Annotated in this window: 23 protein-coding genes; 14 read left to right on the top strand and 9 right to left on the bottom strand. The window is 70.0% G+C overall.

Annotated elements, in window-relative coordinates; all coding sequences use genetic code 11:
• Window positions 1-123 precede the first annotated feature (123 nt).
• A complete protein-coding gene (locus AAH991_RS14310; RefSeq protein WP_346226283.1) occupies window positions 124-594 on the bottom strand; it encodes a hypothetical protein in 471 nt (156 codons plus the stop codon).
• Window positions 594-1,202 (bottom strand): hypothetical protein, encoded by a 609-nt coding sequence (locus AAH991_RS14315; protein ID WP_346226284.1) that lies wholly within the window; start codon window positions 1,200-1,202, stop codon window positions 594-596. The genes AAH991_RS14310 and AAH991_RS14315 overlap by 1 nt, the downstream gene beginning before the upstream one ends.
• 379 nt (window positions 1,203-1,581) lie before the next feature.
• Here AAH991_RS14315 and AAH991_RS14320 point away from each other — a divergent pair, with 379 nt between their 5' ends.
• A complete protein-coding gene (locus AAH991_RS14320) occupies window positions 1,582-1,896 on the top strand; it encodes an endonuclease/exonuclease/phosphatase family protein (protein WP_346226451.1) in 315 nt (104 codons plus the stop codon).
• A 40-nt stretch (window positions 1,897-1,936) separates the two neighbouring features.
• Here the strand turns inward: AAH991_RS14320 and AAH991_RS14325 are convergent, their stop codons facing one another.
• Window positions 1,937-3,793 (bottom strand): serine hydrolase domain-containing protein, encoded by a 1,857-nt coding sequence (locus AAH991_RS14325; protein ID WP_346226285.1) that lies wholly within the window; start codon window positions 3,791-3,793, stop codon window positions 1,937-1,939.
• 167 nt (window positions 3,794-3,960) lie between these two features.
• Between AAH991_RS14325 and AAH991_RS14330 the strand changes: the two genes are divergently transcribed.
• Together AAH991_RS14330 and AAH991_RS14335 are read left to right on the top strand one after the other, a co-directional pair.
• Window positions 3,961-5,112 (top strand): sensor histidine kinase, encoded by a 1,152-nt coding sequence (locus AAH991_RS14330; protein ID WP_346226286.1) that lies wholly within the window; start codon window positions 3,961-3,963, stop codon window positions 5,110-5,112.
• Entirely contained in the window at window positions 5,090-5,743 is a 654-nt protein-coding gene (locus tag AAH991_RS14335) for a response regulator transcription factor (RefSeq protein WP_346226287.1), read from the top strand. Before AAH991_RS14330 ends, AAH991_RS14335 begins: the two co-directional genes overlap by 23 nt.
• A 119-nt stretch (window positions 5,744-5,862) precedes the next feature.
• Here AAH991_RS14335 and AAH991_RS14340 read toward each other — a convergent pair whose 3' ends face one another.
• The 3 genes from AAH991_RS14340 to AAH991_RS14350 form a co-directional block, all read right to left on the bottom strand.
• Window positions 5,863-7,536, bottom strand: coding sequence for a hypothetical protein (locus tag AAH991_RS14340; protein WP_346226288.1), 1,674 nt, complete (start codon window positions 7,534-7,536; stop codon window positions 5,863-5,865).
• A gap of 226 nt (window positions 7,537-7,762) precedes the next feature.
• Window positions 7,763-8,284, bottom strand: coding sequence for a hypothetical protein (locus AAH991_RS14345; protein WP_346226289.1), 522 nt, complete (start codon window positions 8,282-8,284; stop codon window positions 7,763-7,765).
• Between the two features lie 117 nt (window positions 8,285-8,401).
• Complete coding sequence (locus tag AAH991_RS14350) at window positions 8,402-9,205, bottom strand: helix-turn-helix domain-containing protein (protein ID WP_346226290.1); 804 nt, start codon at window positions 9,203-9,205, stop codon at window positions 8,402-8,404.
• Window positions 9,206-9,324: 119 nt separating this feature from the next.
• Here AAH991_RS14350 and AAH991_RS14355 point away from each other — a divergent pair, with 119 nt between their 5' ends.
• The 4 genes from AAH991_RS14355 (at window position 9,325) to AAH991_RS14370 (ending at window position 12,969) form a co-directional block, all read left to right on the top strand.
• The gene (locus tag AAH991_RS14355; RefSeq protein ID WP_346226291.1) at window positions 9,325-9,747 is read left to right on the top strand and encodes a hypothetical protein; all 423 of its coding nucleotides are present in this window, start codon (window positions 9,325-9,327) and stop codon (window positions 9,745-9,747) included.
• Between the two features lie 5 nt (window positions 9,748-9,752).
• The gene (locus tag AAH991_RS14360; protein WP_346226292.1) at window positions 9,753-10,367 is read left to right on the top strand and encodes an alcohol dehydrogenase catalytic domain-containing protein; all 615 of its coding nucleotides are present in this window, start codon (window positions 9,753-9,755) and stop codon (window positions 10,365-10,367) included.
• A 14-nt stretch (window positions 10,368-10,381) separates the two neighbouring features.
• Complete coding sequence (gene lgt, locus AAH991_RS14365; protein WP_346226293.1) at window positions 10,382-11,218, top strand: prolipoprotein diacylglyceryl transferase; 837 nt, start codon at window positions 10,382-10,384, stop codon at window positions 11,216-11,218.
• 329 nt (window positions 11,219-11,547) lie between these two features.
• Entirely contained in the window at window positions 11,548-12,969 is a 1,422-nt protein-coding gene (locus AAH991_RS14370; protein WP_346226294.1) for a cellulase family glycosylhydrolase, read from the top strand.
• A 107-nt stretch (window positions 12,970-13,076) separates the two neighbouring features.
• On the opposite strand, the gene AAH991_RS14375 is transcribed toward AAH991_RS14370, so the two are convergent.
• Window positions 13,077-13,550, bottom strand: a complete 474-nt coding sequence (locus AAH991_RS14375) for a hypothetical protein (protein WP_346226295.1) — start codon at window positions 13,548-13,550, stop codon at window positions 13,077-13,079.
• A gap of 673 nt (window positions 13,551-14,223) precedes the next feature.
• Between AAH991_RS14375 and AAH991_RS14380 the strand changes: the two genes are divergently transcribed.
• From AAH991_RS14380 to AAH991_RS14410, 7 genes are all read left to right on the top strand, one after another.
• Window positions 14,224-15,729 carry an endo-1,4-beta-xylanase gene (locus tag AAH991_RS14380; protein WP_346226296.1) on the top strand — a complete coding sequence of 502 codons (1,506 nt, stop codon included), beginning with the start codon at window positions 14,224-14,226 and terminating at the stop codon, window positions 15,727-15,729.
• A gap of 356 nt (window positions 15,730-16,085) precedes the next feature.
• Window positions 16,086-17,222 (top strand): lytic polysaccharide monooxygenase auxiliary activity family 9 protein, encoded by a 1,137-nt coding sequence (locus AAH991_RS14385; protein WP_346226297.1) that lies wholly within the window; start codon window positions 16,086-16,088, stop codon window positions 17,220-17,222.
• 414 nt (window positions 17,223-17,636) lie between these two features.
• Entirely contained in the window at window positions 17,637-19,562 is a 1,926-nt protein-coding gene (locus tag AAH991_RS14390; RefSeq protein ID WP_346226298.1) for an AfsR/SARP family transcriptional regulator, read from the top strand.
• Window positions 19,563-19,710: 148 nt separating this feature from the next.
• Window positions 19,711-21,144 carry an aspartate aminotransferase family protein gene (locus AAH991_RS14395; protein WP_346226299.1) on the top strand — a complete coding sequence of 478 codons (1,434 nt, stop codon included), beginning with the start codon at window positions 19,711-19,713 and terminating at the stop codon, window positions 21,142-21,144.
• Window positions 21,126-22,166, top strand: coding sequence for an NAD-dependent epimerase/dehydratase family protein (locus AAH991_RS14400; RefSeq protein ID WP_346226300.1), 1,041 nt, complete (start codon window positions 21,126-21,128; stop codon window positions 22,164-22,166). Before AAH991_RS14395 ends, AAH991_RS14400 begins: the two co-directional genes overlap by 19 nt.
• Before the next feature lie 15 nt (window positions 22,167-22,181).
• Complete coding sequence (locus AAH991_RS14405; protein WP_346226301.1) at window positions 22,182-23,165, top strand: UbiA prenyltransferase family protein; 984 nt, start codon at window positions 22,182-22,184, stop codon at window positions 23,163-23,165.
• 21 nt (window positions 23,166-23,186) lie between these two features.
• The gene (locus AAH991_RS14410; protein ID WP_346226302.1) at window positions 23,187-23,978 is read left to right on the top strand and encodes an AfsR/SARP family transcriptional regulator; all 792 of its coding nucleotides are present in this window, start codon (window positions 23,187-23,189) and stop codon (window positions 23,976-23,978) included.
• Here AAH991_RS14410 and AAH991_RS14415 read toward each other — a convergent pair.
• Together AAH991_RS14415 and AAH991_RS14420 are read right to left on the bottom strand one after the other, a co-directional pair.
• Entirely contained in the window at window positions 23,964-25,124 is a 1,161-nt protein-coding gene (locus AAH991_RS14415; RefSeq protein ID WP_346226303.1) for an endonuclease/exonuclease/phosphatase family protein, read from the bottom strand. The genes AAH991_RS14410 and AAH991_RS14415 overlap by 15 nt on opposite strands.
• A gap of 64 nt (window positions 25,125-25,188) precedes the next feature.
• The gene (locus AAH991_RS14420) at window positions 25,189-26,229 is read right to left on the bottom strand and encodes a glycosyltransferase family 2 protein (protein ID WP_346226304.1); all 1,041 of its coding nucleotides are present in this window, start codon (window positions 26,227-26,229) and stop codon (window positions 25,189-25,191) included.
• Window position 26,230: the final 1 nt, after the last annotated feature.

Consider the following 26,230-nt stretch of genomic DNA (forward strand, 5'->3'; position numbering starts at 1 on the left):
GCGCGGGCGCTTCCGGCGGATAACGAGGACAGCCACCCCGGCAGCGACGCATGCCAGCACAATCAGGGAGGTAGGAACCATGGCCCGCGACCATTCCCTTCTATCTTTTCTCATCTCAGGCGCCTAATGCGTCATCGAAAGTTCTTCGTCGCGAAGCTCCGTTAAATTTACTTTTACGGTCGACTGCTTGCGATTCAGCCATGCATCCTTGACCTCTTGTGGGATCTCGTCACGGGAGACCTTCTGTGTGGTCGTGATCTGCTGCACTTCACGTGCGCCGATTTTCTCGATGACCCACGTGGTCACTGTCACGATCCAATCTCCGGACAGTTCGCGCCTGAATTCCATGAGCTGCCCGATGAGCCGTTCCCGTACCTTCTCCCAGGCGGTCTTGATCTTTCTTCGGATCTCGGATACAGCATTGTCCACGGACCTGAACGCCGCTTTCGCGGTCTCGTACAAGTATGGAAGGTGGATCTCCACCCAGGGCAGGAAGCTGTTCTCGGCCCACTTGCAGATGCGATCCCAGAACGTGATGGCCACCGCGCCACCCACGAGCAGTGCAGTTGCGAGCAAGGCGATGAACACCGCCATCACACACCCCCGGGAAAGACCTGGAAAACAGCTGTGCCGCCGTCGCGCAGTTTGTTTCTGATCTCGTCTGTGAGGAGGTCCCAGTCGTGCACCTGTTCGGTCCGCGCGGAGACGTTCTCCTTCCCGCTCCCGTCGGGTGTGTAAAGAACTTCCACCACCCGCCTGACGCCACCCCGCGAAAAGCCCGGATTGAGCGATTCATACCTGGCTGTCACCCGCAGCAGCACATCGGAAAGAGCCGTGACCGCGTGGGAATCGGGCGAGGAGAGACCCTTCAGAAGCGGTGAATCCGCGGGGACCTGACACAGGTCGAGGAGAGCTCGATAGGTGTCCTGCTCGGGCTTACGAATTATCGATGCCATCTGCCGGGCAACCGTTTGGTACACGCTCGCGTCCTCGGCGTCGTCAGCGTCCATTACGTCGGCCAGCGCGGATTCCACCGCTCTCACAAGGGGAGTCAGGGTCGTGATGGCCATCTTCCGGAAGGCGGGAGTGCCGACAGGGCGGCCGTCTCGGAGGATGCTGACAGCCTGCGCTAGAAGGTCCCGGAGTTTGTGAAGGTTGTCCGGATTTTGTCCGCCCATTCTTCTCCTCAGGGCAAGTGCCACCGGGCGGCTTGTCGGCGCGTCAGAGTTCTGGCATTTGTCCACCGAACCCCACCCCAAATACTGACACGCCGGGCGACACGGGCCCAGTATGGAGCAGTGCCATCGAAGATTCCAGAGGGATTACTGATTCGTCTGGTAGGACCGCTTTTCGGGAACGGCATAATTGATGTTTCCGGACATGCGGACCAATCCTGACTGAAGGTGGTCAGCCCTTTCGCCTGTCGGCTGGACCTACGGATAACCGCCCAACGAGCCATGGCGGACAACGGGAGTGCCCCCGATGTATGGACACCGGCTGTTATGCGACAGCCGGCGTTTTATCGGGCTGCTGCTCGTAGTCGATGGGACTGAGGGGTAGCCCAGGCTGGAGTTCCTCCGCATCGGTGCCGGGGGATTCGACGCCGTACGCCGCGACGAGAGCGCCCACCGGCTCGGCGCGGTGCTGGCCGCCGAACCGCTCGATCGCATCCTTCTGCTCGGCGACCTCAACAGCACCGTCGACGACCGCGGGCTGGGCCCGGTCCTTGCACTGATGGCAGCCCCACCCCGCGATTTCGCCTTCAGTTGGCCGGCTCGCGCCCCGCTGGCACGTATCGACCAGATCCTGACCCGCGCGATGACGGTGACCGACATCCACGCGCTGCCGAGAACGGGCAGCGACCACCTGCCGATCGCCGCCCATATCCGCCTCTGACCGGTACGGCAGGTCATCCCCGGATCGACCCTCCGAGTGATCACAGGTGCCAGCCGAGCAGGTTCCAGTGCCGGCAGAACCAGAGGAGGGCGACCAGTCCCGCCAGCACGACCACCTGGTGGACGCGGGCCAGGACGCCCGCGTGCGGCCAAGCCTTCACAGTGGTGGCGATCCCGGCGACGGTGAGTGCGAGGACCAGCAGCGGCAGCACCAGGAGGACCTGGACGTTGGCCGGCACGCCGTACAGGATGCTCGTGTCGCCGGTCAGGACCAGCGTGAACAGCACCACGAACACCAGTCCGGCCGCGGCGGCGAGCCCGGTCAGGACACGCCCCGCGCGCCAGACACGCGGTACGGGACGCCTCTTGGCCCGGCGGACCACCGCGGCCACCGGCAGGCCGAGCACGGCGGTCAGGGCGGTGACGGCGAACAGCAGGACGATGACGACGTTGACCGGCGGGGTATCCCACCAGGAAACGTGTTGGTAGGCGGGGCCGTCCGTGGCCACGTAGGCGGCACCGCTCCCGCCGGTCACGAGCGCCAGCCGCTGCGTGCCGCCGTCCTGCTGATACAGCCCGGGCCCCAGCGGGCTCCATGTCGAGCCCCGGAAGATCAGCTTTCCGCCCTCCACCCGCAGCCGGGTGGCGCCGGTCAGGGCGACCACCTTCTCGATGCTGGACTCGGCGGACCGGGTGAGCTTGTAGAAGCCTTCGACAGGCGTGACGGAAGCACCGCCCTCGGGCACGGCGCGCTTTCCGGGCAGGAAGCGGTCGAAGAAGGCGGGAATCATGTCGGTGAAGGCGTCGGCACCGCCCAGACCGTTCATGGAGACGAACAGGCCGAGGTCGGCGTCGGGCACCAGCAGCAACGCGCTCTGGAAGCCCTCCCAGCCACCGTCGTGCATGATCACGCGATGTCCGTTGAGCGTCTGCTCCTTGAACCCGTGGGCGTACCCGTCGACGCGCGGATCGGCCGCGAACGACCGCCGGTGCATGAGCCGGGCCGTCGGCTCGTCGAGGATGCGCCGGTCGCCGAAGCGTCCGTTCCGCAGGTGGGCGATCATGAAGTGGGCCATGTCGCTCGCGGTGGCGCTGATCGATCCGTCGGGGGCGAGGTTGTCGAAGACGAACGGTTTGCGCCGATACGCCCCGCCCTCGTAGTCGTAGCTGCGCGCCAGGTCCGCGGCCAAGGGGGCGGGGACGGGCTCGGCGGCCGTGCTGTGCCGCATCGCGAGCGGGTCGAGGATGTGGTCGCGCACGTACTCGTCGTACGGCTGCCCGCTCACCCGCGACACGATGTATCCGGCCAGCGCCGCCCCATAGTTCGAGTACGCGGACACCTCGCCGGGCGGGCGCACCCGCGCGGGCATGTTGCCCGCGAGATAGTCCGCCAAGGGCGGCACGTCGTCCTTGCTCCGCGCCCCCACGCCGATCGTGCGGTCCTCGAACCCGGCCGTGTGGTCCATCAGATCCTGCAGCGTGATCGGCCGGGGGTAGGTCGCGGGGATCCGGACCGCGGTGAGGTAGCGGTTCACGTCCGCCTTCAGGTCCAGCTTGCCCTGCTGAACCTGCTGCATCACCGCGGTCCAGGTGAACAGCTTGGTGATCGAGGCGATCCGGACCATCGAGGTGTCCGGGTCGAAGGGCCTGCGGTTCTCGACGTCGGCCAGTCCGTACCCCTTGCTGAAGAGCGTCTTCCCACCGCCCACCACCGAGACGACCGCGCCCGGCACGTGGCCCGCCGCCAGCCCGTCCGCCATCGCGGCGTCGAAGAAGTCCGCCAGCGCACGTTCGTCCGGGATACCGGTAGCCGCCGCGGCAGGGGAGGCGACGCAGGGCGGCACGAGGATCATCAGCGCCGCGCACACCGCGGCGAGCATCGAACGGAAGACATACACGGGACGACTCCTGACCTTGTCCAGGCCGTCCACGATGCGGCCGGCGAGGGTGCGGCCACATCGCCATCGCGGCCAGAGTCGTCTGCGACGAAAGTCGGAGACCGCCCGGCGTCCGGCATCGACGCCGGTATGAGGTGGCGCGCCGCCGCCCTGGCTACGCTGAACCGATGCTGTCGTACCGCGCGGCGCTGCGGCGGGTGGCCCCGCTCGGGCCACACGCGATCAGCGCGGCCTCCATGGCGCTCTGCCTGTTCCTCACCGTCCTGGCGGTCAAGACGCCGTGGGCGCCGCTGCCGCGACCCGTCATCGCCGCCGCCGGGCTGGCGGGCACGGGTGCGGTGTGGTTCCGGGACCGGTGGCCGGTCGCGGTGGCCGTCGCCGGAGCGGGCGCGTACGTGCTGTCGGGCAATCCTGGGCCGCTGCTGATCAGCCTGTTCTCCGGCGCGGGCACGCGCTTCCCGGCGCTGGCGGCCATCGGCATGGCGGGGTTCCTGGCCCAGCAGTGGGTGGACGGCGGCCGGTTGGGCACGGACGCGCTGATCGCGGCGCTGACCGCCACCGGGGTCACGCTGGCGGCGGGCGCGTACGTCAGCACCCGCCGCGAGCTGACCCGATCACTGCGCGAGCGCGCCGAACGCGCCGAGACCGAGCAGCGTCTACGCAACGAGCAGGCGCGGTTAGCTGAGCGCGGCCGGATCGCCCGGGAGATGCACGACGTGCTCGCGCACAAGATAACGCTCATCTCGCTGCACGCCGGCGGCCTGGAGGTGAACGCCGGCGCAGCGCCGGAGCGCGTCGAGCGGGAGGCGGCGCTGATCAGGGTCAGCGCGCAGGAGGCGCTCGAAGAGCTGCGCAAGATCCTCGGCGTGCTGCGCGCCGGGCGGGGCGATGACGACGACGGCTTCCCCGACCTGCGGCGGCTGGTGGACTCCTGGGTATCGGCCGGCGGGACCGTCACCCTGCACGGCGACATCGGCACGTGGCCATTGGAGACGGCCAGGGCCGCGCATCGCCTCGTCCAGGAGGGCCTGACCAATGCGCACAAGCACGCCCAAGGCGCCCCGGTCACGGTCACGGCCACCGGGAGCAGGGAAGACGGCGTCGTGATCGCGGTCGCCAACGGACGATCGCCCCAGCCGAGTACGGAGACCGGCGCCGGGGTCGGACTGGTGGGCCTGGCGGAGCGTTTCCGGCTTATCGGCGGAACGGTGCACGGCGGGCCGGACGATGCGGGAGGCTGGCGTCTCGAGGGCCGGCTGCCGTGGCACGCCGCGGACGCATCGCCGAGGGAATCACATGATCAGGACACTGCTGGTTGACGACGAGTCGCTGATCCGCGCGGGGCTGCGGTTCATCATCGAGTCCGCACCCGACGTGGAGGTCGTGGGCGAGGCCGAGGACGGCATCCAGGCCGTCGACGCGGTCCGCCGCCTCCGGCCCGACGTGGTCCTGATGGACGTCAGGATGCCCCGGTACGACGGCCTGGCCGCCACCGGGGCCATCCGCCGGCTCTCCCGGGCACCCGCGGTGATCATCCTCACCACGTTCGACAGCGACGAGCACGTTTTCACCGCACTGGAGGCGGGAGCCTGCGGGTTCCTGCTCAAGGACACCTCGCCGCACGACCTGATCCGGGCGATCCGTCTCGCGCACGGCGGTGACTCGATGCTGTCCCCGCAGGTCACTCGGCGGCTGATCCACCGGCTCACCACCGACCAGCCCATTCGGCGCCGCCGTGACGCGCTCGCCCGGCTGGAGACCCTGACCGGCCGCGAGCGCGAGGTGCTCGTCGAGGTCGGGCTCGGCCGCTCCAACACCGAGATCGCAGCCCGCCTGAACATGAGCGAGGCCACGGTCAAGAGCCACATCTCCCACCTGTTCGACAAGCTCGCCGTCACGAACCGCGTACAGGTGGCCATCGCCGCCTACCGCGCCGGTCTGGTCGACTGACCCAGACAGGCCCCACCGCGAATTCCGCGACCCCGCCCGGCATGGCCGTGACGGACGCCACGGAGAGCTTGACCGTGGGTGACGGCGATCGGGATCGCCGTCACCCGGTCGTCGGGACGCTACGCGTCCGGCTGGAGGACGGTGACCACGTGGCTGGTGTTCGCCGATCTGATGACCGAGTTCCCGACCAGCGTGACGATGTACGTGTGCTCCCCGGCCGTGGCCGGCGTGTCGGCGAAGCCGAACGACCCGTCGGCGGCGGGGGCCACCTTTGGCAGGGCTTTCGAGGTGACGGTGCCGTCCGGGCCGACGACCTTGCGCGAGACGATGATCGTCGTTCGCGGGAAGGAGACGCCGTCGGCGCCGAAGGTTCCGCTGAAGTCCAGTCGCTCGCCGACGGCGCCCGTCGCCGGTCCGGTCACGGTGAGCACCGGCTGGTACGGGGCCACCGTGACGGTCGCCGAGGCGCCGTGACCGTCGAACCATGAGTTGCCGGGCCAGTACACCTGATACCGGAACGTCCCGCTGGAGGGTGGCGTGTCGGTGAACTCATAGGTTCCGTCCGCCGCCGTGGTGATCTCCTGGTAGGGCCTGTAGGTGCCGTCGGGGAGCCAGCGGTACAGCTCGAGCGTCTGTACGCCGGGCGGCGACCCGGTGCTCAGCGTGAGCCGTCCGCTGAAGGTCGACTGCGTGAGCGCGGTCGCCGCGGCGGGAGCCGTCAAGGTCAGCGAGGAGGAGTGGTAGGGCGAAGGCGGCAGCCGCCACAGGTGCATCCGCCCGGTGCCGGGGTCCTTCAGCACCGCCCAGGTGTATATGCCGTGGAAGGCGATGCTGCCCGCGATCAACGCCTTCCCCTGGTGGCCGGCCTCGTAGATCACCTCCGCCGTGGCCGGGTCGTACACCACGAGCTTGGCCGAGTCACCCGCGGAGGAGTTCCAGCCACCCACGACATAGGCGCCGTCCGGACTGGCCGCGACAGCGGCGGGGACATCGTGCTCGCTCGACCCGCCGCCGTCGTAGGCACGGGCCTGAGTCAGGGTCGTGGTGTCCCAGGCGTCGAACCGGTGGGTGTCGGCGAGCGCCGTCAGCGCCGCCGAGGTGTCCCCGTCGACGGCGAGATCCCGCAGGAGCGGCAGCCCGTCCGCGTCTCCGCGTATCTCGCCGCGCGGGATGCCGGGGGTGGTGTTGACGTCGTACACCCTGACCACGGCGGGACTGACTCCCGGCTCCCCGGCCACCAGCGTGGCCCCGCCGACGGCGACCAGCGGAGGCCGTGTCGTGGCCGGCCCGACGCGGACGGGGGCGGATGGTGCCGTCGCCGACGCGATGAGATGGACGACACCTCCCTCTCCCGCTTCGCCGCACCCGTATCCGATCCACAGCCGGTCGTGGGACTGCGCCAGGGTCGACGGGCACGGGTATGCGGTGAGATCGAAACGCCGGGTGATGGCGACCGTTACGGGGTCGATCTCGATCAGCTCATTCGAATCGCGCAGCGCCGCGTACACCTTCCTGGCACCGTCCGATACGGACAGGGCGACGGCGCCGGACAGGCCGCCGATCGTGCCGATGGGCCGGCCGTCGTAGGACGCGACCACGATCCGGTCGTCGGCGGCGACGAAGACCTTGCCACCGCCCGCCACCACGTCTCCGCCCCTCCCCGCGACGACACCGAGGTCACCGACGACACCGAGGTCACCGACGACACCGAGGTCACCGACGACCCCGGCGGCCGCGGCGGCGGGCGACTGAGCGACGAGCAGGCCCGCCGTCACGAGCAGGGATCCTGCCAAGGCGACTAATCGGCGGGATAGAGGAGCACGGCCAGAGGTCGATGGGCGCACATGCACTCCGTTCTGGATGTGGCGAGAAGCGAGCGCCCTGACGTGACTTGAGCAGCTCACTTCCGCTGATGATCTCCGTCAATCGAACGTATATTCGCATAGTGCAGCACTGTCGTCCAGAGCACACCGAGCTCACATCAGCGCGATCCGCGCATTTTCGAGAGCCGGTCTCGCATCAGTCGTCGGCGGCGACGAGCAGCGAGAGGACACCGGCCATGCGGTCGATGAGGATCAGTTCGTGGAAGTCGGTGTGGACTCCGCCCCAGTCGTGGAAGGCCTCGTGGCCGAGGTCCTCGAGTCGATATCGGCTCGTCGCCGCCGCGAGCGGCAGGTAGACCTCTCGTTCCAGGCGAACGGCCAAGTCAGGGGGAAGTTCCCCGTACTGTCCGGCCCATCCGCGCAGGAGCCCGTTCGCGTGCTCCTCATCGATCTGGATATATCGGGCCGGGGTGATGTGCCGCAGCCAGTAGGGCCCATGCCGTAGTCCTTCGGGCTCTACGCCTCCTCCCGCATAGTCGTCGCGGAAGGCCGTATGGCCGATCAATGCCGTCAGCAACCAGTCGTCGCCGGGATCGGAGCGAGGCAGATCGAATCGCTTGATGTCCACCCATCGGAACGCATGCCCGGCCGGAACGTCGAAGCGGAAGCTACGAAAGTTGACGAAGGTCTGATCCCGGTAGGCGAGAGTTTCCGACACCTCGCAACGATAAGACCGGCCGGACAGCCAGTAGAGGGCAGTCCACGTCCCGGCAGAGCCGGACGCGTCCCGCACGCGGATCTCCGCCGCCCGCCCAGCGATGTGAGCGGATGTGGTTCACCACGAGACGAGCTCGGCCAGTGCGGCGCCGGTCGCCTCGTCGGCCGGGAGGAATGCTTCCAGTCGCAGTTCGGCGATGGTGACGTCGGTGGCCGTACCGAAGTGAGTGAGTGTGGTGATCAGCCGGAGTTCCCGGCTGTCCGGGTCGCTCGTGCGGAGCTGCAGCGGCACCGCGAAGCCGAGGTGATGCGGCGGCAGGTGCCGTGGACGCGGTGGCGCCAGGTCGGCGAGTTCCGCGGCGAGGCGGCGGAGCCGATCGCTCGGATTGCGCAGGCTCTCGGCTTGGACGCGGTCGATGATGTGCCATGCCCACTCGTCGAGGTTGACGATGCGCGGCGCGAGACCTCGCGGATGGAGCAGGACCTTGGGGACGCTCGCCGGTGGGGCGAGCAGGGCCGGGTCGACTCCCCTGGTGATCATGTGGAATCCGGCGTTGGCCGACACGAGATCGCCGTGCCGGTCGACGATCACGGCCGGGTACGGCAGGTGGCCGTGCAGGACGCGATCGAGGGCGGTCCTGACCGGCGCCAGCTGGGGATCGTCCAGGTCGGTCTGTGGGTACGCGGGCGCGTATCCCGCGGCGAGGAGCAGTTCGTTGCGTTCGCGGATCGGCACCTCCAGCGACTCGGCCAGCCGTATGATCATCGACCGGCCCGGGGTCGAGCGTCCGCTCTCGATGAAGCTGACGTGCCGTTGGGTGGTGCCGGCGCGCACCGCCAGTTCGAGTTGGCTGACGCGCCGGCGGGTGCGCCACGTGCGCAACGCACCCGCGAGTCCGCCGCTCGCCGATTCGGTGATCATTGCTCCTGTGTACCGGGTTCGGCGCCGGCGGGCGATTCCCTGCGGGGAATTGTGGCGGTGCGCCGGGCGCAGCAAGGTCGTGGTCGCGAACCACTCTCCACGACCACCGAAGGATCACCATGGCCGGCCTCGACCTCAAGGACCTCACAGACCGCTACGTCGCCGTGTGGAATGAACCCGACCCGGAACGCCGCCGCGCCGCCATCCGCGAGCTGTGGTCCCCCGACGCGGTCCACGTCCTGCGGCCCCCTCAGGAGATGCGAGAGGCCGCCGAAGGGCTGGGGTTCGACCGTCTCGTCCTGGAGGCGCGCGGCCATGACGCACTGGAACCGCGGGTGACGCGAGCCTACGAAGAGTTCGTCGCCCCGGGCACCTTCGTCTTCCGGCCCTGCGGCGATGCCGAACGCCTCCACGACGTGGTCAAGTTCCACTGGGAGATGGTGACTCGCGACGGTGGCGATGTGGCCGCCATCGGGCTGGAGATCCTCATGCTCGGCGCGGACGGTCGCGTCCTCGGCGACTACCAGTTCATCGAGGGATGACCGCGATGACGGCGGCACTGCCATCGTCCGTACGGAGCTATCACGTCAACAGCGGCGACGGCATCGACGGGCTGTCGCTGCGGACCCACCAACCGCGCATGCCGGGCGTCGGCGAGGTCGCGGTCGTGGTCCACGCCGCCTCGCTCAGCTTCCGCGATCTGCTCGTGCTGCGCGGGCGGTACGTGCTGCCGGTGAAGCCGGACGTCATCCCCGTCTCCGACGGCGCCGGGCAGGTCGTCGCCGTGGGACCGGGTGTCCGGCGGGTGCGTCCGGGTGACCGGGTCACCGCCACGCTGTTCCCGCAGTGGCTGGACGGCCCCCTGCAGCCGTCATCCCTGCCACAACTGGGAGGTTCTCTCGACGGCATGCTCACCGAGCTCGCCGTCATGCCGGAGCAGGCCCGCCCAACTGAACGAGATCATCGCCGCGCACCGGCTTCGGCCCGTCATCGACCGAGTGTTCCCGTTCGAGGAAGCGGGCGCCGCGTTCCGTTACTACGAATCGGCCAACCCGTTCGGAAAGGTCGTCATCGGAATGCGATAACCGGTTTCTCCCGATTTCTGGGAACCGATTGTTTTTTGCGATCAGGTCACGGAGGCGGCCGGGAGACCTCGCGTTGACTAGCCTCATCGGCATGCCCCTCGCCTCGATTCCCAGCCCTGCCGAGGGGGTTTGGCATCTCGGATTCATCCCGGTCCGGGCCTACGCATTGTGTTTCATCGTCGCGATCATCTTCGGCACCTGGCTCGGCGAACGCCGCTGGCACGCCCGCGGCGGCGAGAAAGGGGCGATCAGCGACATCGCGGTTCCCGGGGTGATTTTCGGCCTGATCGGCGCCCGTCTCTACCACGTCATCACCGACTGGCAGACCTATTTCGGCCCGCGCGCGATCAAGGAGCCGTACCGGGCGCTGTTCATCTGGGAAGGCGGGCTCAGCATCTGGGGTGCGGTCGCCCTGGGAGGCGTGGGCGTGTGGCTGGCCTGCCGCCGCCGGGGGCTCGCTCTGGGCGCCGTGGCCGACACGATCGCGCCCGGCCTCGCGTTCGGGCAGGCGATCGCCCGCTGGGGCAACTGGTTCAACCAGGAGCTGTACGGCGGTCCGACCACGCTGCCGTGGGGCCTGGAGATCGACCAGGCGCACGGCGGCGAGCCGGGTGTGCTCTACCACCCGGCGTTCCTGTACGAGTCGCTGTGGGACGCGGCACTCGGTTTCGGACTGATCCTGGCCGGTAAGCGGTTCACGCCGCGTCACGGCCGCCTGTTCGCCCTCTACGTCGCCGGCTACACGTTCGGGCGGTTCTGGATCGAGGGGCTGCGGGTCGACCCGGTGGGCGGCGTCGACCACGCGGTGACGCTCCTTGGGCTGCGGATCAATCAGTGGACCTCGATCGTGCTGTTCGCCGGCGCGCTGGTCTACCTCTGGACGACTCGCGACAAGGAAGGCGAACGGATCGCGCTGCCGACTTCATGATTCGGATCAGCACCGCCCGTTTCAGCGCGGAGCAGGGCTGAAAGATTCATCGCCGTCGTGACGGCCGGTCTTCCCCATGCTCGCGCGAAGCGCCTGTTCGAACGGCATTCCACGCGGCGAGGTGAGAACAGGGCAAACGTCACCTCGTTGACTCGCCCCTCCCCGCCGGGATTGGCTCACCGCGGCAGAGCACCGTCCGCGGACATCGGCGTCGCGAAACGTCAGCGCCAGGAGCCCGCTCCGCGCCGACGCCGGTCCTCAACTGGTGTTCCACCAGGGCGTATTCGGCGCCCCGAGGAACGTCACATCTCGGAAAGTGGAAGACATCTATGCGACAAGTCAGCTCTTTGCGCCGCCGGTTGAGCCTGTCGGCCGCCGCCGTCGCGCTGTTGGCGGCCGGCGCCGGAGTGGCCGGCGCGCACGCCGCCTCGGCGGCCGCGGCCGGATGCCAGGTCAACTACACGGTCACCAACCAGTGGCAAGGCGGCTTCGGCGCGAGCGTCAGCGTCCGCAACCTCGGTGACGCGATCAACGGCTGGAAGCTGACCTGGTCGTTCCCCGCCGGGCAGACCATCACCCAGCTCTGGAACGGCAGCCACACCCAGTCCGGCTCCCAGGTCACGGTGAGCAACCTCTCCTACAACGGCAGCCTCCCCAGCGGGGGCAGCACGGAGTTCGGGTTCAACGGCAGCTGGAACGGCTCCAACCCGGCGCCCTCCAGCTTCGCGCTGAACGGCGTGACCTGCACCGGCGGCGTCACGTCCGCCAGCCCGTCCCCCTCCCCCTCGTCCTCCCCCACGCGTTCGCCCTCTCCCTCGCCCTCGCCGAGCCCCAGCGTCACGCCCGCCACCGGCACTCCCGTCGAACGGCACGGCCAGCTGCACGTCTGCGGCACCACGATGTGCGACAAGAACAACGCGAAGGTCCAGCTGCGCGGCGTGAGCAGCATGTGGCTCAACTGGGAGACCGCCCCGTACGCCGAGAACCTGTCCGCCCTGAAGTGGATGCGGGACAACTGGAACCTGCAGGTCTTCCGGGCCGCGATGGGCGTGGAGCCGGCCGGCGCCTACCTGAGCGACCCGAACAAGGCCCGCGCACAGGTGGAGACAATCATCAACAACGCCGTCGCCGCCGGGGTGTACGTGATCGTGGACTTCCACGCGCATGAGGCCCACAAGGAGCAGGCGCAGGCGGTGGCGTTCTTCTCCGACCTGGCCAAGCGCTACGGTCACCTGCCCAACGTCATCTGGGAGGACTGGAACGAGCCGCTGCAGCTCAGCTGGACCGGCGTGCTGAAGCCGTACCACCAGGCGGTCGTGTCCGCGATCCGCGCCGCCGATCCGGACAACATCATCGTGCTCGGCACCCCGACCTGGTCGCAGGACGTGGACACCGCGGCGACCAGCCCCGTCTCCGGCACCAACCTCATGTACACGCTGCACTTCTACTCGTGCACGCACGGCGCCTCACTGCGCGCCAAGGGCGACGCGGCGATCAGGGCCGGCCTGCCGCTGTTCGTCACCGAGTGGGGCGCGAGCAACGCCGACGGCGGCCTCGACGGCAGGGTCTGCCTCGACGAGGCGCAGACCTGGATCAACTGGATGAAGGCCAACGGCATCTCCTGGGCCGCTTGGAAGCTCGACGTCGGCACCGACTCCACCAACATCCTCTCCCCCGGCGCGCCGGTCACCGGCGGGTGGAACAACTACCTGCACGGCCACGCCCCGTTCGTCGTCGCCAACATGAAGTAAGGCGACGTTCCCGACGCTGTCGGCCTCGCCGTCACGGGCGGGGCCGATTCGCGCGTGTCACGGCTGCCCGCGGTGGCGTAGCGGACGATCTCGCCCGCTTTCGACCCTCAGAGCAGGTTCTCCGCCATCCACCGGACGATGCCCGTGAACTGGGCGACGGCGCTCGCCATGTCGTTCTCGGCGGTCGGCCGATCGGTCTGAGCGTCGTAGCCCTCCAGTCCGGTCTCCTCCTCGACCACGCGCGCGAGCCGGTACGCCTTGGTCAGCACGGCGACCGCCTCCTCGGCGGCGTAGTGATACGGGATGTAGATCTGTGCGGACTCCCCGTCGTAGTCGAGCTGGAAGGCGTGCGGCCCCCGAGGGCGGAGCGTGAGACCGGACGGGAACTCCTCCACGTCGACCGGCCCGAATTCCTCCGTGGCCCGTCCCACGATGCGATCCCACGCGGCACGATGCCCGGTGGTCAGCCGTGTGGGGGGAAGCTCGTCATCGTCCGGGTCGTACTGCTCGTTGAGCGCTTCCAAGGTCTCCGGCAGGGTGCGACCGGGGAGACGGCGGACGAGATAGACGTCGTAGGTCACGATCGCAGCGTAACGACCCTTCCGCCGAGGACCGTCGGGTCACGGCCCGGCGGACTCGCGCCGGCATCGGCAGCGGACCAGGACATGGTGTCTGTCCGGGTCACGCGACCTCCGGTCGCCGCAGTCCTGCAGGCACTGATTGTTAACGTTCACATTTCACATGTCGTTCACGGTCGCCTCTCCCTCGGATGGGTGGAGGTGGTGGTGGCCGGAGCAAATACGAGGCCGGGATGCACTGTCAAGTAGCCGGGCGCTCACCGGGCCGACACACAGGGGTGCGGTGCGCCCATCTGGGCATGGAGATCACCGGAGCCGGGCGCCCGTCGCAGCAAGTTGAAAGTTTCATCGTCCATCGCCCCGGCCGGCGCCCGCCCAGGCCCTCGTCACAGCCCCGACGCCTCGACGTGATCGAAAAAGTTTCGTGCTCTGACATGTACGAGGCCCCCTCAGGGAGCGAATATGCCGAAACTTTTCTAAATAGTCTTGACACATTTCGGCGCGGTTCCCACACTGAGTCCCCAAGGCGGTCCCCCTGCCCGGTGGTGGTGCACTGCAGGGGGCCCGCATCTACGACGCCCTCGTGGTGTGCGCTCCCGGCGGAGCGCGGCGTCGATTCCACGGGATCCCCCGTGTGTCCCCCCCTATTCGTTCGTTCAGCTATGGAGGCTCAGGCATGGGCGCAAACGCCTTACCCCCGTCTGGAAGCCCGCGTTCCGTCAACAGCTGGCGCCGGGCCCTGGTCGCCGGCGCGATCGGCGTGCTCGGCGCGGCCTCGGCACTGGTGACGGTGTCGGTTCCCGCCGACGCGGCGGCCAGCACGCTGGCCGCGGCGGCCCAGCAGAGCGGCCGCTACTTCGGCACCGCCATCGCCTCGGGCAAGCTCGGTGACGGGACCTACACCGGCATCGCGAACCGTGAGTTCGACATGATCACGGCCGAGAACGAGATGAAGATCGACGCCACCGAGCCGCAGCAGGGCCAGTTCAACTTCAGCAGCGGCGACCGCATCTACAACTGGGCGACCCAGAACGGCAAGAGGATGCGCGGCCACACCCTGGCCTGGCACTCCCAGCAGCCCGACTGGATGCGGAACATGTCCGGCAGTTCGCTGCGCCAGGCGATGATCAACCACATCAACGGCGTCCTGAACCACTACAAGGGCAAGATCCCCTACTGGGACGTGGTCAACGAGGCCTACGACGACAACAACGGCGGCCGCCGCGACTCCAACCTCCAGCGCACCGGCAACGACTGGATCGAGGTCGCCTTCCGCACCGCGCGGGCCGCCGACCCGTCCGCCAAGCTCTGCTACAACGACTACAACATCGACAACTGGACCTGGGCCAAGACGCAGGGCGTCTACAACATGGTCAAGGACTTCAAGGCCCGCGGCGTGCCGATCGACTGCGTCGGCCTGCAGTCGCACTTCAACAGCCAGAGCCCGTACAACAGCAACTACCGCACCACCATCTCCCAGTTCGCCGCCCTCGGCGTGGACGTCGCCATCACCGAGCTGGACATCCAGGGCGGATCGGCCTCGACCTACGCCAACGTCGTCAACGACTGCCTGGCCGTCTCCCGCTGCATCGGCATCACCGTGTGGGGTGTGCGTGACAGCGACTCCTGGCTCGGCGCGAACACCAGCCCGCTGCTGTTCGACAGCAACGGCAACAAGAAGGCCGCGTACAACTCGGTGCTGAACGCGCTCAACGCCGCCTCGCCGAACCCGCCCACCTCGCCCAGCCCCGGCACCTCGCCCAGCCCGGGCACCTCGCCGACCCCCGGCGGCGGCACCGGCAGCGGCCCGATCAGGGGTGTCGCCTCCGGACGATGCCTGGACGTGCCGAACGCGAGCACCTCGGACGGCACCGCCCTGCAGATCTGGGACTGCAACGGCCAGACCAACCAGACCTGGAGCTCCACCTCTGCCGGTGAGATCCGCGTGTACGGCAACAAGTGCCTCGACGCGGCCGGCACCGGCAACGGCGCCAAGATCCAGATCTACTCCTGCTGGGGCGGCGACAACCAGAAGTGGCGCGTCAACTCCGACGGCAGCATCCAGGGCGTCCAGTCCGGGCTGTGCCTCGACGCCGTCGGCGCCGGCACCGGCAACGGCACGCAGCTCCAGCTCTACTCCTGCCACGGCGGCAACAACCAGAAGTGGACCTGGAACCGATAACCAGGCCCTGACGGGCGATCCGGCCCGGCACGTCACCTGATCCACGGCCCGCCACGCCGGTCCCCTCCGGCGTGGCGGACGACCCGCCGATCCGGATCGATCCCACTTCTGACACCTACCGGCCTCCGGTGCGGCGCGATCCGCCGCACCGGAGGCCTTGTCGTGTCCCGGACCGGTTGAAACTTTCCCGGCGCCCCTGTCGCGTCTCTCCCCGTCTGCCCAGGTCACTGGCGTACTTCCTTTTCGCGGCTCTCGTCCGGTTGCCGTCGCTGACTCGGTTGAGCAACGGTGTGCGAGGCCGGCGGTCAAGAGAACACGTCCTGTGCCGGCCACTCTGCAGAAGGAGACTCGTGCGGATGACGAGGTTGCGTATGCTCCTCCCCTCGAATGACCGGAACCACAGGACCGGCCCGGGTGACCCGGGACCGGGCGGGGAGCGCCGGTCCCGCGGCCTGACCCGGGCCGGGCGGATGGTCGTCGCGATGGCGGCCGCGCTCCTGCTCACCCCTCTTCTGGCCTCCCCCGCTTCGGCGCACGGCGCGGTCAGCGACCCGCCGGCCCGGCAGTACGGCTGCTACACGCGCTGGGCCAGTGAATGGCAGTCGCCGCGGATGGCCACAGAGGACCCGATGTGCTACAAGGCCTGGCAGGCCGATCCCAGCGCGATGTGGAACTGGAACGGGCTGCTGCGGGACGGCGTCGCCGGTCAGTACCAGACCGCCGTCCCCGACGGGCAGCTGTGCAGCGGCGGCCTGACCGCCAACGGCCGGTACGCCGCGATGGACGAGCCCGGCCCGTGGAAGACGGTGGACAAGCCCAGCCGCTTCACCCTCAACCTGCTGGACGGATCGTCCCACGGCGCCGACTTCATCCGCGTCTACGTCACCAAGCAGGGGTTCGACCCCACCACGCAGCGGCTGAAGTGGAGTGACCTGGAGCTGGTCACCCAGACGGGCCGGATGCCGACGGGAAGCACGACGCCGGTCGAGGTGTACGCCCCCGGCCGCACCGGCCACCACATCGTCTTCACCCTGTGGCAGGCCAGCCACCTCGACCAGTCGTACTACTTCTGCAGCGACGTCAACTTCACCGGCGGTCCGGGCGCCTCGCCGTCCCCGACGCCCACACCGTCCCCGACGCCCACGCCCACGCCCACGCCCTCACCCTCACCGACGCCCACCCCCTCACCGACCGGCTCACGGGGCTGCTCGGCCACCTATCGGGTGACCTCGCAGTGGCCCGGCGGCTTCCAGGGCGAGGTACGGGTGTCCGCCGGCACCACGGCGATCACCGGCTGGACCGTGACCTGGACCTTCGCCAACGGGGAGAAGGTCTCCTCGGCGTGGAACGCGACCGTGACCACGAGCGGATCCACGATCAGCGCGCGCAACGCCGCCCATAACGGCTCCCTCGGCGCCGGCGCGGCCACCACGTTCGGATTCATCGGCTCCGGCACCAGCGGCACCCCCACCCTCGGCTGCGTCGCCGCCTGATCCGACGGCCCGTCGCACTCCCTTCGCACATTCCGGCGCCCGGGAGGTGCGGGGCGATCGCCCCGCGTCTCCCGGGCGCAGTCGTGCCCGCCGGCGGACGCGGCGAGCGCGACCGGGCTTCCGCGCGGCGGATTATGCGCCGGTCCTTTCACGTCGACGGCACCGCAGTCGCCCCCTAGAAAGAAGGCCGATCCCCGCGCCGATATGAATAAGGAAAGACCGTAACACCACATGCCCGCATACTGTCCACACAATTCCGGCGAGCCCGGAATCCGTATGACGTAATAGCATTATTCCTTTTACGCGAGTACCGCCCGCAGGCCGATTCTCCCGATCATAGTTGCCAACAAATCAGCCTTTATCGGCATTTGTACGGTTCCTGTCGGTGAACGCCGGGCACTGCAGGGTGGTCACATGGATTTCAAGATCCTCGGACCGATCGAGGTCCGCACCTCCCACGGGACGCCGCTGCCGCTCGGGCGGCGCAAACAGCGGGTGCTGCTCGCCGCCCTGCTGCTCAACGCCGGCAGGGCGATCCCGAGCAAACGGCTGCTCGACTGGCTGTGGGGCGAACGGGCTCCCGCCGCCGCCGAGTCGAACCTGTACACCTACATCTCCGCGCTGCGCAGGGTGCTCGGCACCCCCTCCCGCATCGAGGCGGGATGCAACGGGTACGTGCTGCGGGTCACGCCCGGCGAGATCGATGTGACGTCGTTCGAGGACCTCGCCGAGCAGGGCCTGCGCGCGCTGTCCGAGGGGCGGCACGACGCCGCGCTCGAACGGCTGACCCGGGCCCTCGCCCTGTGGCGCGGCGAGTCCGTCCTGGAGGGGCTGCCCCTGCCCGCGCCGCTGCGCGGCGAGGCGGCGCGCCTGGAGCGGCTGAGGGGGGTCGTCCTGGACGCCTCGCTGGAGGCCCGGCTCGCGCTCGGCAGGCACGGCGAGATGCTCGCCGATCTGGAGACCCTCACCAGCAGAGACCCGTTGAACGAACGCCTCCGGGCGCACCTCATGCTGGCCCTCTACCGCTCCGGCCGCCGGGCGGACGCGCTGGCGGCGTACCGGCGCGCGCGGGGGGTGCTCGCCGCCGAGCTCGGCATCGACCCCGGCCCGGATCTGCGGCGCATGCACCAGCGCATCCTCGCGGACGATCCCGCCCTGGCGCCGCCCGAGGCGAGCGCCGCGCTCAGGCTCCCCGCCCCGGCCGAGCTGCCCATCGACTGCCGGGCCTTCACCGGCAGGACCGCCGAGATCGCCCGCCTGCGAGCGGCGCTGACCTCCGCAGGCCCGGGCGCGGTCGCGGTCTCGGCGATCACGGGCGCGGCGGGGGCCGGCAAGTCCGCGCTGGCCGTACACGTCGCCCACCAGGTCGCGGACCGTTTCCCGGACGGGCAGCTCTACGTGGACCTGCACGGCTCCACACCGGACGCCGCACCGCTGAAACCCGCCGACGTGCTGGCCCGCCTGCTGCGCTCCCTCGGCGACGACAGAGCCGCCCGGCCGGACGTGGACGAGGTGGCGGCGCGGTTCCGTTCGCTGACCGGCGGCAGGCATCTGCTGCTCCTGCTCGACAACGCCTGCGACGCCGCGCAGGTTCGCCCGCTGCTGCCGGCGAGCCCCACCTGCCGGGTGCTGATCACGGCCCGCAGGACGCTCACGTCGCTGGACGCCGTGGCGCATTTCCCCCTCGGCGTCATGACCGAGGACGAGACCTGCATGCTGCTCGGGCGCCTGATCGGGCCGGAACGCGTCGCCGCCGACCCGCGGGCGGCGCGCGCCATCGTGCGGCTGTGCGGAGGGCTGCCGCTGGCGGTCCGGATCGCCGCAGCCCGGCTGATCGCCCGGCCGGGCCTGTCGCTGCGCGCCCTGGCCGACCGGCTCGCGGTGGAGGACCACCGCCTGTCCGAACTCCAGACCGACGACCGGGCCGTGCGGCCGTGCTTCATGACGAGCTACCGGAGGCTCGATCCCGAGTCCTCCCGCATGTTCCGGCTGCTCAGCCTGGCCGGCGGCTCGGCCGTCAGCGTCGCGGCCGCCGCGGCCCTGGCCGACCGCACGGAGCCGCGCACCGCCGACCTGCTGGACCGCCTCGCCGACGCGCACCTTCTCGAGGCGGGTGACCAGGACTGGTACGGCATGCACGACCTGCTCCGCCTGTTCGCACGCGAGCGGGCCCGGGAGGAGGAGACCGCGGAGGACCAGGCGCAGGCCGTGCGGCGGTTGCTGCGCAGCATCTGGTCGTCGCCCGGTCCGCCGGCCCGCGGCGACCGCGAGCGGCTGAGACCGGCGAGCCACCCGGCCCACGGGAAATCCTCCGCGGGAACCGTGAGATCCGACCGATGATTTCCGGCGGCCGATTCCGGCCGCTTTTTCTTTCCGTCGTCCCGCTCCTCCACACCGACCTACACGCATTCGTGTGGGGTGGGGTGTGGCCGCATTCACCAGCATTGACCACGTGCAATTTCCTAGCACGTAAGGGGATGGGCGGAACGTGTCTGAACTGATCGGGCTCGACGCGTGTGAGAACCTCACCGTGAAACAGGTCCAGGACCTGTACAAGAAGTACGTCAGCCGCAGTCAGGTCAATCTCATGACCTCCTTCGGCTTCGGCCGGGAGCTGGTCGAGCGCGCGGAGGGCGCCTGGATCTGGACCCGCGACGGGCGGAAGGTCCTCGACGTCACCGGCGGGGTCGGGGTGCTGAACCACGGCCACAACCACCCCCGCATCCTGGAGGCGCGGCGCCGGTTCGCCGAGCGCCGGCGCATGGAGGTGCACAAGGCGTTCTTCTCGCCGTACGTGGCCGCGCTGAGCCACAACATGGCCGAAGTGCTGCCGGGCGACCTGAACATCTCCTACTTCCCGAACTCGGGCGCGGAGGCCAACGAGGGCGCCGTCAAGCTGGCGTACAAGTACCACGAGGGGCGGCGCAACACGATCCTGCGCTCCGACATCAGCTTCCACGGCAAGACCCTCGGCGCGGGGAGCCTGACGGGCTCGGCCGAGAACTCCTTCCGCTTCCCCGGCCTTCCGGGCATCGCGGTGTACCCCTACGGCGACGTCGCGGCCGTCCGCGAGCTGATCGAGAGCTCGCGCACCCCGGACGGGAAGTGCGACGTCTACGCGATCATGGCCGAGCCGTACAGCGCGTCGAGCATGCGCTGCTGGTCGGAGGCGGACCTGTACGAGCTGCGGCGGCTCTGCGACGCGAACGACATCATGCTCATCTTCGATGAGGTCTACACAGGGTGGGGCAAGACGGGCAGCCTCTTCTACTTCATGCGCTATCCCGACCTCCTGCCCGACGTCCTCGTGTACTCAAAGTCGCTCGGCGGCGGGAAGGCGTCGATCTCCGGCTACACCGCGCGTGAGCCGGTCTTCCGCAAGGCGTACGACCGGCTGTCCGACGTCATCCTGCACAGCACGACCTACTACGGGTTCGGCGAGGAGACGGTCACCGCCATCGAGGCGATCAACATCGCCGTCGAGGAGGACTACCCCGCCAGGGCGCGGCAGATCGAGCGCGTCCTGGGGCCCGGCCTGGAGAACATCGCCAAGCGCCATCCGGACGTGGTCGGCCGCGTGAGCGGCGTGGGCGCGCTGTGGGGGGTGTTCCTCGCCGGCGGCCCCAGGATCCTCGACCTGGCCGGCAAGCTCGCGCCCGGCTTCTCCCACGATCCGCGGTTCCGCACCAAGCTGATCACCCTCTCGGTGATCGCGGACCTCTACCGCGAGCACGGCATCGTCTCCTACTACAGCCCGAACGCCGACAATCCCCTCGTCGTCGCGCCGACCCTCGTCATCGAACCCGAAGAGGTCGAGTTCTTCCTGGAGGGCCTCGACAAGACGCTGTCCAAGGGCCTGCCGCGGCTGCTCAGCCGGTTCGTACGGGAGAAGGTGGGGTCGCGGTGGTCCAGCGGATCGTAGTCACCGGCAGCGCCGGGATGCTCGGCGGCACCCTGGCCCGCCGGCTCGTCGTGGACGGGCACGACGTGCTCGGGGTGGACCTGCGCCCGCAGGCCGACCCGCTGCTCGCGGCGCGGCACCGGTGCGGCGACGTACGCGACCTGCGGCTGTTGCGCGAGGCGATGACCGGGGCGGACGTGGTCGTCCACTGCGCCGGGGCGCTGCCGAGCTACCCGGCCGAGCAGATCCACGACCTGATCGTCGGGGGCACCCACACGGTGTTGGAGGCCGCGCGCCTGGCCGGCGTGGAGCGGATGGTCCACATCTCCTCCACGGCCGTGTACGGGCTGCCGACGCTCGTCCCCACGCCGGAGGACCACCCGCGCGAACCGGTCGACCCGTACACGAGGGCGAAGGCCGAGGCGGAGGAACTGGCCGAGAAGTACCGCGCCGGGGGGATGTGCCTGCCCATCCTGCGTCCCAAGACCTTCCTCGGCCCCGGCCGGATGGGCCTGTTCGCGATGCTCTTCGAATGGGCCGAGGAGGGGCGCAACTTCCCCGTCCTCGGCAAGGGCGACAAGCGCGTGCAGATGTTCGCCGTCGAGGACCTGGTGGACGCCATCGTCGGCGTCCTCGACGCGCCGGCCGGCGTCGCCAACGACACCTACAACCTGGCGGCCGCCGAGTTCGGCACGCTGCGCGAGGACTTCCAGGCGGTGCTCGACGCGGCCGGCCACGGCAGGCGGGTCGTCTCGGTGCCCGCCGGCCCGGCCCTGGCCGGGCTACGGCTGCTGGAACGCACCCGGCTGTCCCCGGTGTACGGACGGCTGGTGCGCAAGCTGCTCGCCGACTCCTACGTCAGCATCGACAAGGCCCGTGAACGGCTCGGCTTCCGGCCGCGGCTGTCCAACCGGGACGCCATCCTCCGCACGTACGCGTGGTGGCGGGAACAGCGCGCGGCCGGGTCGGCGCGCGGCGCGGGCCAGACTAGCCGCGACGCGTGGCGGCAGGGCGCGCTGGCGCTGGCGAAAGTCTTCTTCTGAGCTGACGGGGAGAGCATGCGCGTCGTCGAACCTGCAGACCTTCCGGACAGCCCGGAGCGTCCGCACCAGGCGCGGGACCGGGTCGTGCGGACCCGGACCCGCCTGGTCGCGGACCTCGCCGGTCTGATCCGCCCGTCCCACGCGGCCAAGGCGATCCTCCTCGTCCCCGTGGCGCTCATCGGCGCACCCGCCTACGGCCTGGCCGAGGTGGCGGGCGTCGTCTCGGCCACGGTGGCCTTCATCGTCGCCTCGGCCGCCGTCTACATCGGCAACGACATCGCCGACCGGCACCGCGACCGGCACCATCCCGTCAAACGCCACCGCCCCATCGCGGCCGGCCGGGTGGGTGTGGTGACCGCGGGCGCCTGCTGCGCCGTCCTGCTGGCGCTGCTCGCCGCGATCGTCGCCCGGGCCCCGGCGTCGTACTGGCCGGTGCTGGTGTATCTCCTGCTCAACATCGCCTACAGCCGCGTCCTCAAGCACCTGCCGCTCATCGACGTGGGGACGGTGGCGGCCGGCTTCGTCCTGCGCGTCGTGCAGGGGTTCGAGGTGACCGGAGGCCGGGCGCCCGCCTGGCTGCTGATCACGGTGTTCTCGATGTCCCTGCTGCTGCTGCTCGGCAAGCGCCGCCAGGAGCTGCTGCACGGCGGATCCGTCCACCGGCCCGCGCTGCGCGGCTACTCGATGGAGCTGACCAACTGGCTGCTCCAGATCGCCTCCGTGCTCGCCCTCGTCTCCGGCCTGATGTACCTGCGTGACGAGGGGCCGTTCGGACCCCAGCACGGTCAGACGGCGATGATGCTGTCCACTCCGTTCGCGCTGTTCGCGCTCTTCCGCTACCTGCAGATCCAGCTGATGGACAAGGAGGGCGGTGACCCGGTCCGCGTCCTGCTGCGCGACCGCGTCATGGTCGCGAACTCGATGGTGTGGGCCGCGACCCTGGGTGTGACGCTCCTGCTCGTCCACCACCCGTCCCTGGCGGCCGCCCTCTCGTGGTGAGAGCGACATGGAAGGAAGCCGATGGACGTCCGCTTGCTCGGACCGGTCGAGGTGACCCTGGACGGCCGCCGCGTGCCCCTGGGACCACCCCAGCGGCACGCGGTGCTGGCCGCCCTCGCGGTCGACGCCGACCGCCCCGTGTCGCTCCGTACGCTGATCGAGCGGGTCTGGGACGACCCGCCGGACCGGGCGACCGACTCGGTGTACGCCCACATAGCCCGGCTGCGGCAGGCGCTGACCGGGACCGGGGCCGCCATCGAGCGCCGCGGCGGCGGATACGCGCTCGAGGTCGACCCCGAGCGGGTGGACGCCCACCGGTTCCGCCGGCTGACCAGGCAGGCGCAGAACGCCCGGGACGACACCGTACGGGCCGCGCTGCTGGCCGAGGCCGTGGAGCTGTGGCGCGGCGCGCCGCTGACCGGCGTCCCGGGCGACTGGGCGGCCCGCATGCGCTATGGCATCGAGCAGCAGTTCGTGGGCGCCCTCGCCACCTGGGCCCAGGCGCACCTGCGCCAGGGCCGCCCCGACATGGTGGTCGCCGAGCTCACCCCGCTGGTGCCGCACTACCCGCTCGCGGAGCCCCTCGCGGACATGCTGATGCGCGGCCTGTGGGCCCTCGGCCGCACCGCGGAGGCGGTCGCCCTGTACGCCCGTCTGCGCGGGTATCTCGCCGACCGCCTCGGCGTCGAGCCGGGCCCCGAGCTGCGCGCACTGCACCTGCGGATGCTGCGCGGCGACGCGGAACCGCTCGTGCGGGCGGGCCTGCGGGCTCAGCCGCGCGACCTGCTGCTGGCCAGGTCACCGGGTCAGTGAGAGGACCAGACGCTGGCCTCTGTGGTCGGACTGGCCCTCGGAGGGGATGAGCCGATACTCGTGTACGGCGACCTCGGGGCTCGTGAACGCCCAGTCGATCCGCCACAGGGGCCACCGCTCGTCCCAGGTGGCGGGATAGAGCGAGTCGATCGCGGGGGCGGCGTCGGTCAGCCGCTCCGGCAGCAGGCGCAGGATGCCCATCGCCGGGGAGGCGTTGAAGTCCCCGGCCAGGAAGGCCGGCAGCGGGTTCGCCCGGACGTCGGCCGCGAGCGCGCGGAGGTTGGCCTCGCGCGCCTCGTGCTGGGTGCGGTTCAGGCGGCGGGGGTCCGGGCCGGGCGGCGACGAGTCGACGGGCGTGTTGATGTGCGCGTTGTAGAACGAGACGGTCCTGCCGCCGACGCGCAGGTCCGTGCGCAGCGTCTTCACCGTGTGGAAGCCGGGCCAGCCGGAGCCGGGCGGCACGGGCGTGTCGCGGCCGTCCTCGAGCCACGGGCGCAGGTCGAGGCCGCGCTGGGCGACGATCGGGAAGCGCGACAGCGTCACCAGCTCGCTCACCGTGGCGACGTGGTAGCCCGGGAACTCGCGGCGCAGCCTGTCGAGGTCGTTCACCCGGATCGGCCGGGAGTCGGCGCCGAAGTAGACGTACTCCTGCAGCAGGAGCACGTCGGCGTGCTGGGCCCGCAGATAGCGGTAGAAACCCTTGACGTCCCGCCGGGGCGTGCCGGTGGGCGGGGGCATCGGCCGCCCGCCCGCCGCCGGCTGGTCCCAGTACCAGGTGTTCCAGGAGAACACGCTGATCGCGTCCGGCGGAGCGGGGGCGGCGCGGTGCCACAGCGAGGCGAGATTGAGCCCGCAGGCGCCCCCGCCCAGCACCAGCGACAGCACCGCCATCGCGAGAGCCGTACGGCGCGCGCGGCGCGCCACCGCGACCGCCGCGAGCAGCACCATGGGAACGGCCGCGAACGCCAGCGGCGGGACGAGCTCGGGGACCTGCCACCACCAGACCCGGCCGGACAACGCGCGGTGCAGCCCCGCGAAGATCAGCCAGGCCGCCGCCGCCGGCATCACCACAGGGATCCTCCGGCGGGCCCGCGGCGTGCGCAGGGACCCGCCGGGCCGCGTCACGATCCGTGTCCCGCCGGTCATGCGCCGCGCCCCGTCCTGTGTCGATCTGCTTCGGGGCGCGGCGCGGCGGGCGCGGCGAGCGCCGTCACCCGGCCTCCCCGAGGGCCGGGGAGCGCACGGGCAGGTCGGAGTCGTAGAGCCGGCGGAACCTCGCCGAGCACAGCCAGCGCGCGGCCCCGGCCGCCACACCGGCCGCGATGGTCACGTTCACCAGGAAGTGCACGGCGCCGAAGTAGAGCAGGAACAGCGGGCCGCGCCGGCGCAGCACGAAGCGGTACATGCCGAGGTCGGCGGCCACCGACACGGCCAGGGCGAGGGCCGGGAGCGCGGCGCCGGCCGCCCCGAGCGGCACCGCCACGGGTATCGCGGCCAGCGCCGCCAGCGCGGCGAGGCTGCCGCCGGCCCTGTTGGAGGTCTCGAACCCGCGGGCGAAGCGCCGCCGCCGCGCGTACAGCGGCACCCGGGCGCGGCCACGCCGGTACAGCTTGCGCAGCAGGCCGCGCAGTTCGTGGTCGTGGTCGTGCCGTGAGCGGATCGCCGACGTGAGCACCATCCCGTACCGCTGGGTGAGGCGGTGGCCGTAGTCGACCTCCTCGGTCTCGCGCAGCCGGGTGTTGAACGGCCCGATCTCGTCGAACACGCGGCGGGGCATCGCCATCAGCGCCGAGAACAGGAACGAGATGGGCCCCTCGGAGCTCGCCGTCCAGTAGTAGTACTGCAGCGCGCGGTATTCCTCGACGAGGCTGTGACGGATCAGCGGCTCCGGGTCGTGGATGCTGCACACCGCCCCCAGCCGCGGATCGGCGGCGAGCATGCCCACGGCGGCCTCGACGGCGTCGGGGTAGGCGGCCACGTCGGAGTCCACGAACACCAGGATTTCACCACGGGCGTGCGCGGCGCCCAGGTTTCGCGCCGCCGCCACCCCCATGTTGCGTTCCGTACGGACGACTCTCACGCCGAGCCGCCGCGCGACCTCGACCGAGTCGTCGGTGCTGCCGTCGTCCACCACGATCAGCTCGATCGGCCGGTGGGTCTGCGCCTGCATCGCCCGCAGGCACAGCTCCAGCGAGGCGGCGTAGTTGTAGTTGGGCACGATCACGGAGACCAGCGGGGAATGTTCGGTCATC

Origin of the sequence: Microbispora sp. ZYX-F-249, assembly GCF_039649665.1 — a bacterium.
Classification (GTDB): domain Bacteria; phylum Actinomycetota; class Actinomycetes; order Streptosporangiales; family Streptosporangiaceae; genus Microbispora; species Microbispora maris.

Bases quoted from the DNA above. Each gene is read 5' to 3' on its own strand.
- AAH991_RS14330 (WP_346226286.1), top strand. From the start codon at position 3,961: ATGCTGTCGTACCGCGCGGCGCTGCGGCGGGTGGCCCCGCTCGGGCCA.
- AAH991_RS14415 (WP_346226303.1), bottom strand. From the start codon at position 25,124: ATGACCGGCGGGACACGGATCGTGACGCGGCCCGGCGGGTCCCTGCGC.
- AAH991_RS14335 (WP_346226287.1), top strand. From the start codon at position 5,090: ATGATCAGGACACTGCTGGTTGACGACGAGTCGCTGATCCGCGCGGGG.
- AAH991_RS14385 (WP_346226297.1), top strand. From the start codon at position 16,086: ATGACGAGGTTGCGTATGCTCCTCCCCTCGAATGACCGGAACCACAGG.
- AAH991_RS14370 (WP_346226294.1), top strand. From the start codon at position 11,548: ATGCGACAAGTCAGCTCTTTGCGCCGCCGGTTGAGCCTGTCGGCCGCC.
- AAH991_RS14420 (WP_346226304.1), bottom strand. From the start codon at position 26,229: ATGACCGAACATTCCCCGCTGGTCTCCGTGATCGTGCCCAACTACAAC.
- AAH991_RS14380 (WP_346226296.1), top strand. From the start codon at position 14,224: ATGGGCGCAAACGCCTTACCCCCGTCTGGAAGCCCGCGTTCCGTCAAC.
- AAH991_RS14405 (WP_346226301.1), top strand. From the start codon at position 22,182: ATGCGCGTCGTCGAACCTGCAGACCTTCCGGACAGCCCGGAGCGTCCG.
- AAH991_RS14350 (WP_346226290.1), bottom strand. From the start codon at position 9,205: ATGATCACCGAATCGGCGAGCGGCGGACTCGCGGGTGCGTTGCGCACG.
- AAH991_RS14355 (WP_346226291.1), top strand. From the start codon at position 9,325: ATGGCCGGCCTCGACCTCAAGGACCTCACAGACCGCTACGTCGCCGTG.
- AAH991_RS14410 (WP_346226302.1), top strand. From the start codon at position 23,187: ATGGACGTCCGCTTGCTCGGACCGGTCGAGGTGACCCTGGACGGCCGC.
- lgt (WP_346226293.1), top strand. From the start codon at position 10,382: ATGCCCCTCGCCTCGATTCCCAGCCCTGCCGAGGGGGTTTGGCATCTC.
- AAH991_RS14310 (WP_346226283.1), bottom strand. From the start codon at position 594: ATGGCGGTGTTCATCGCCTTGCTCGCAACTGCACTGCTCGTGGGTGGC.
- AAH991_RS14390 (WP_346226298.1), top strand. From the start codon at position 17,637: ATGGATTTCAAGATCCTCGGACCGATCGAGGTCCGCACCTCCCACGGG.
- AAH991_RS14360 (WP_346226292.1), top strand. From the start codon at position 9,753: ATGACGGCGGCACTGCCATCGTCCGTACGGAGCTATCACGTCAACAGC.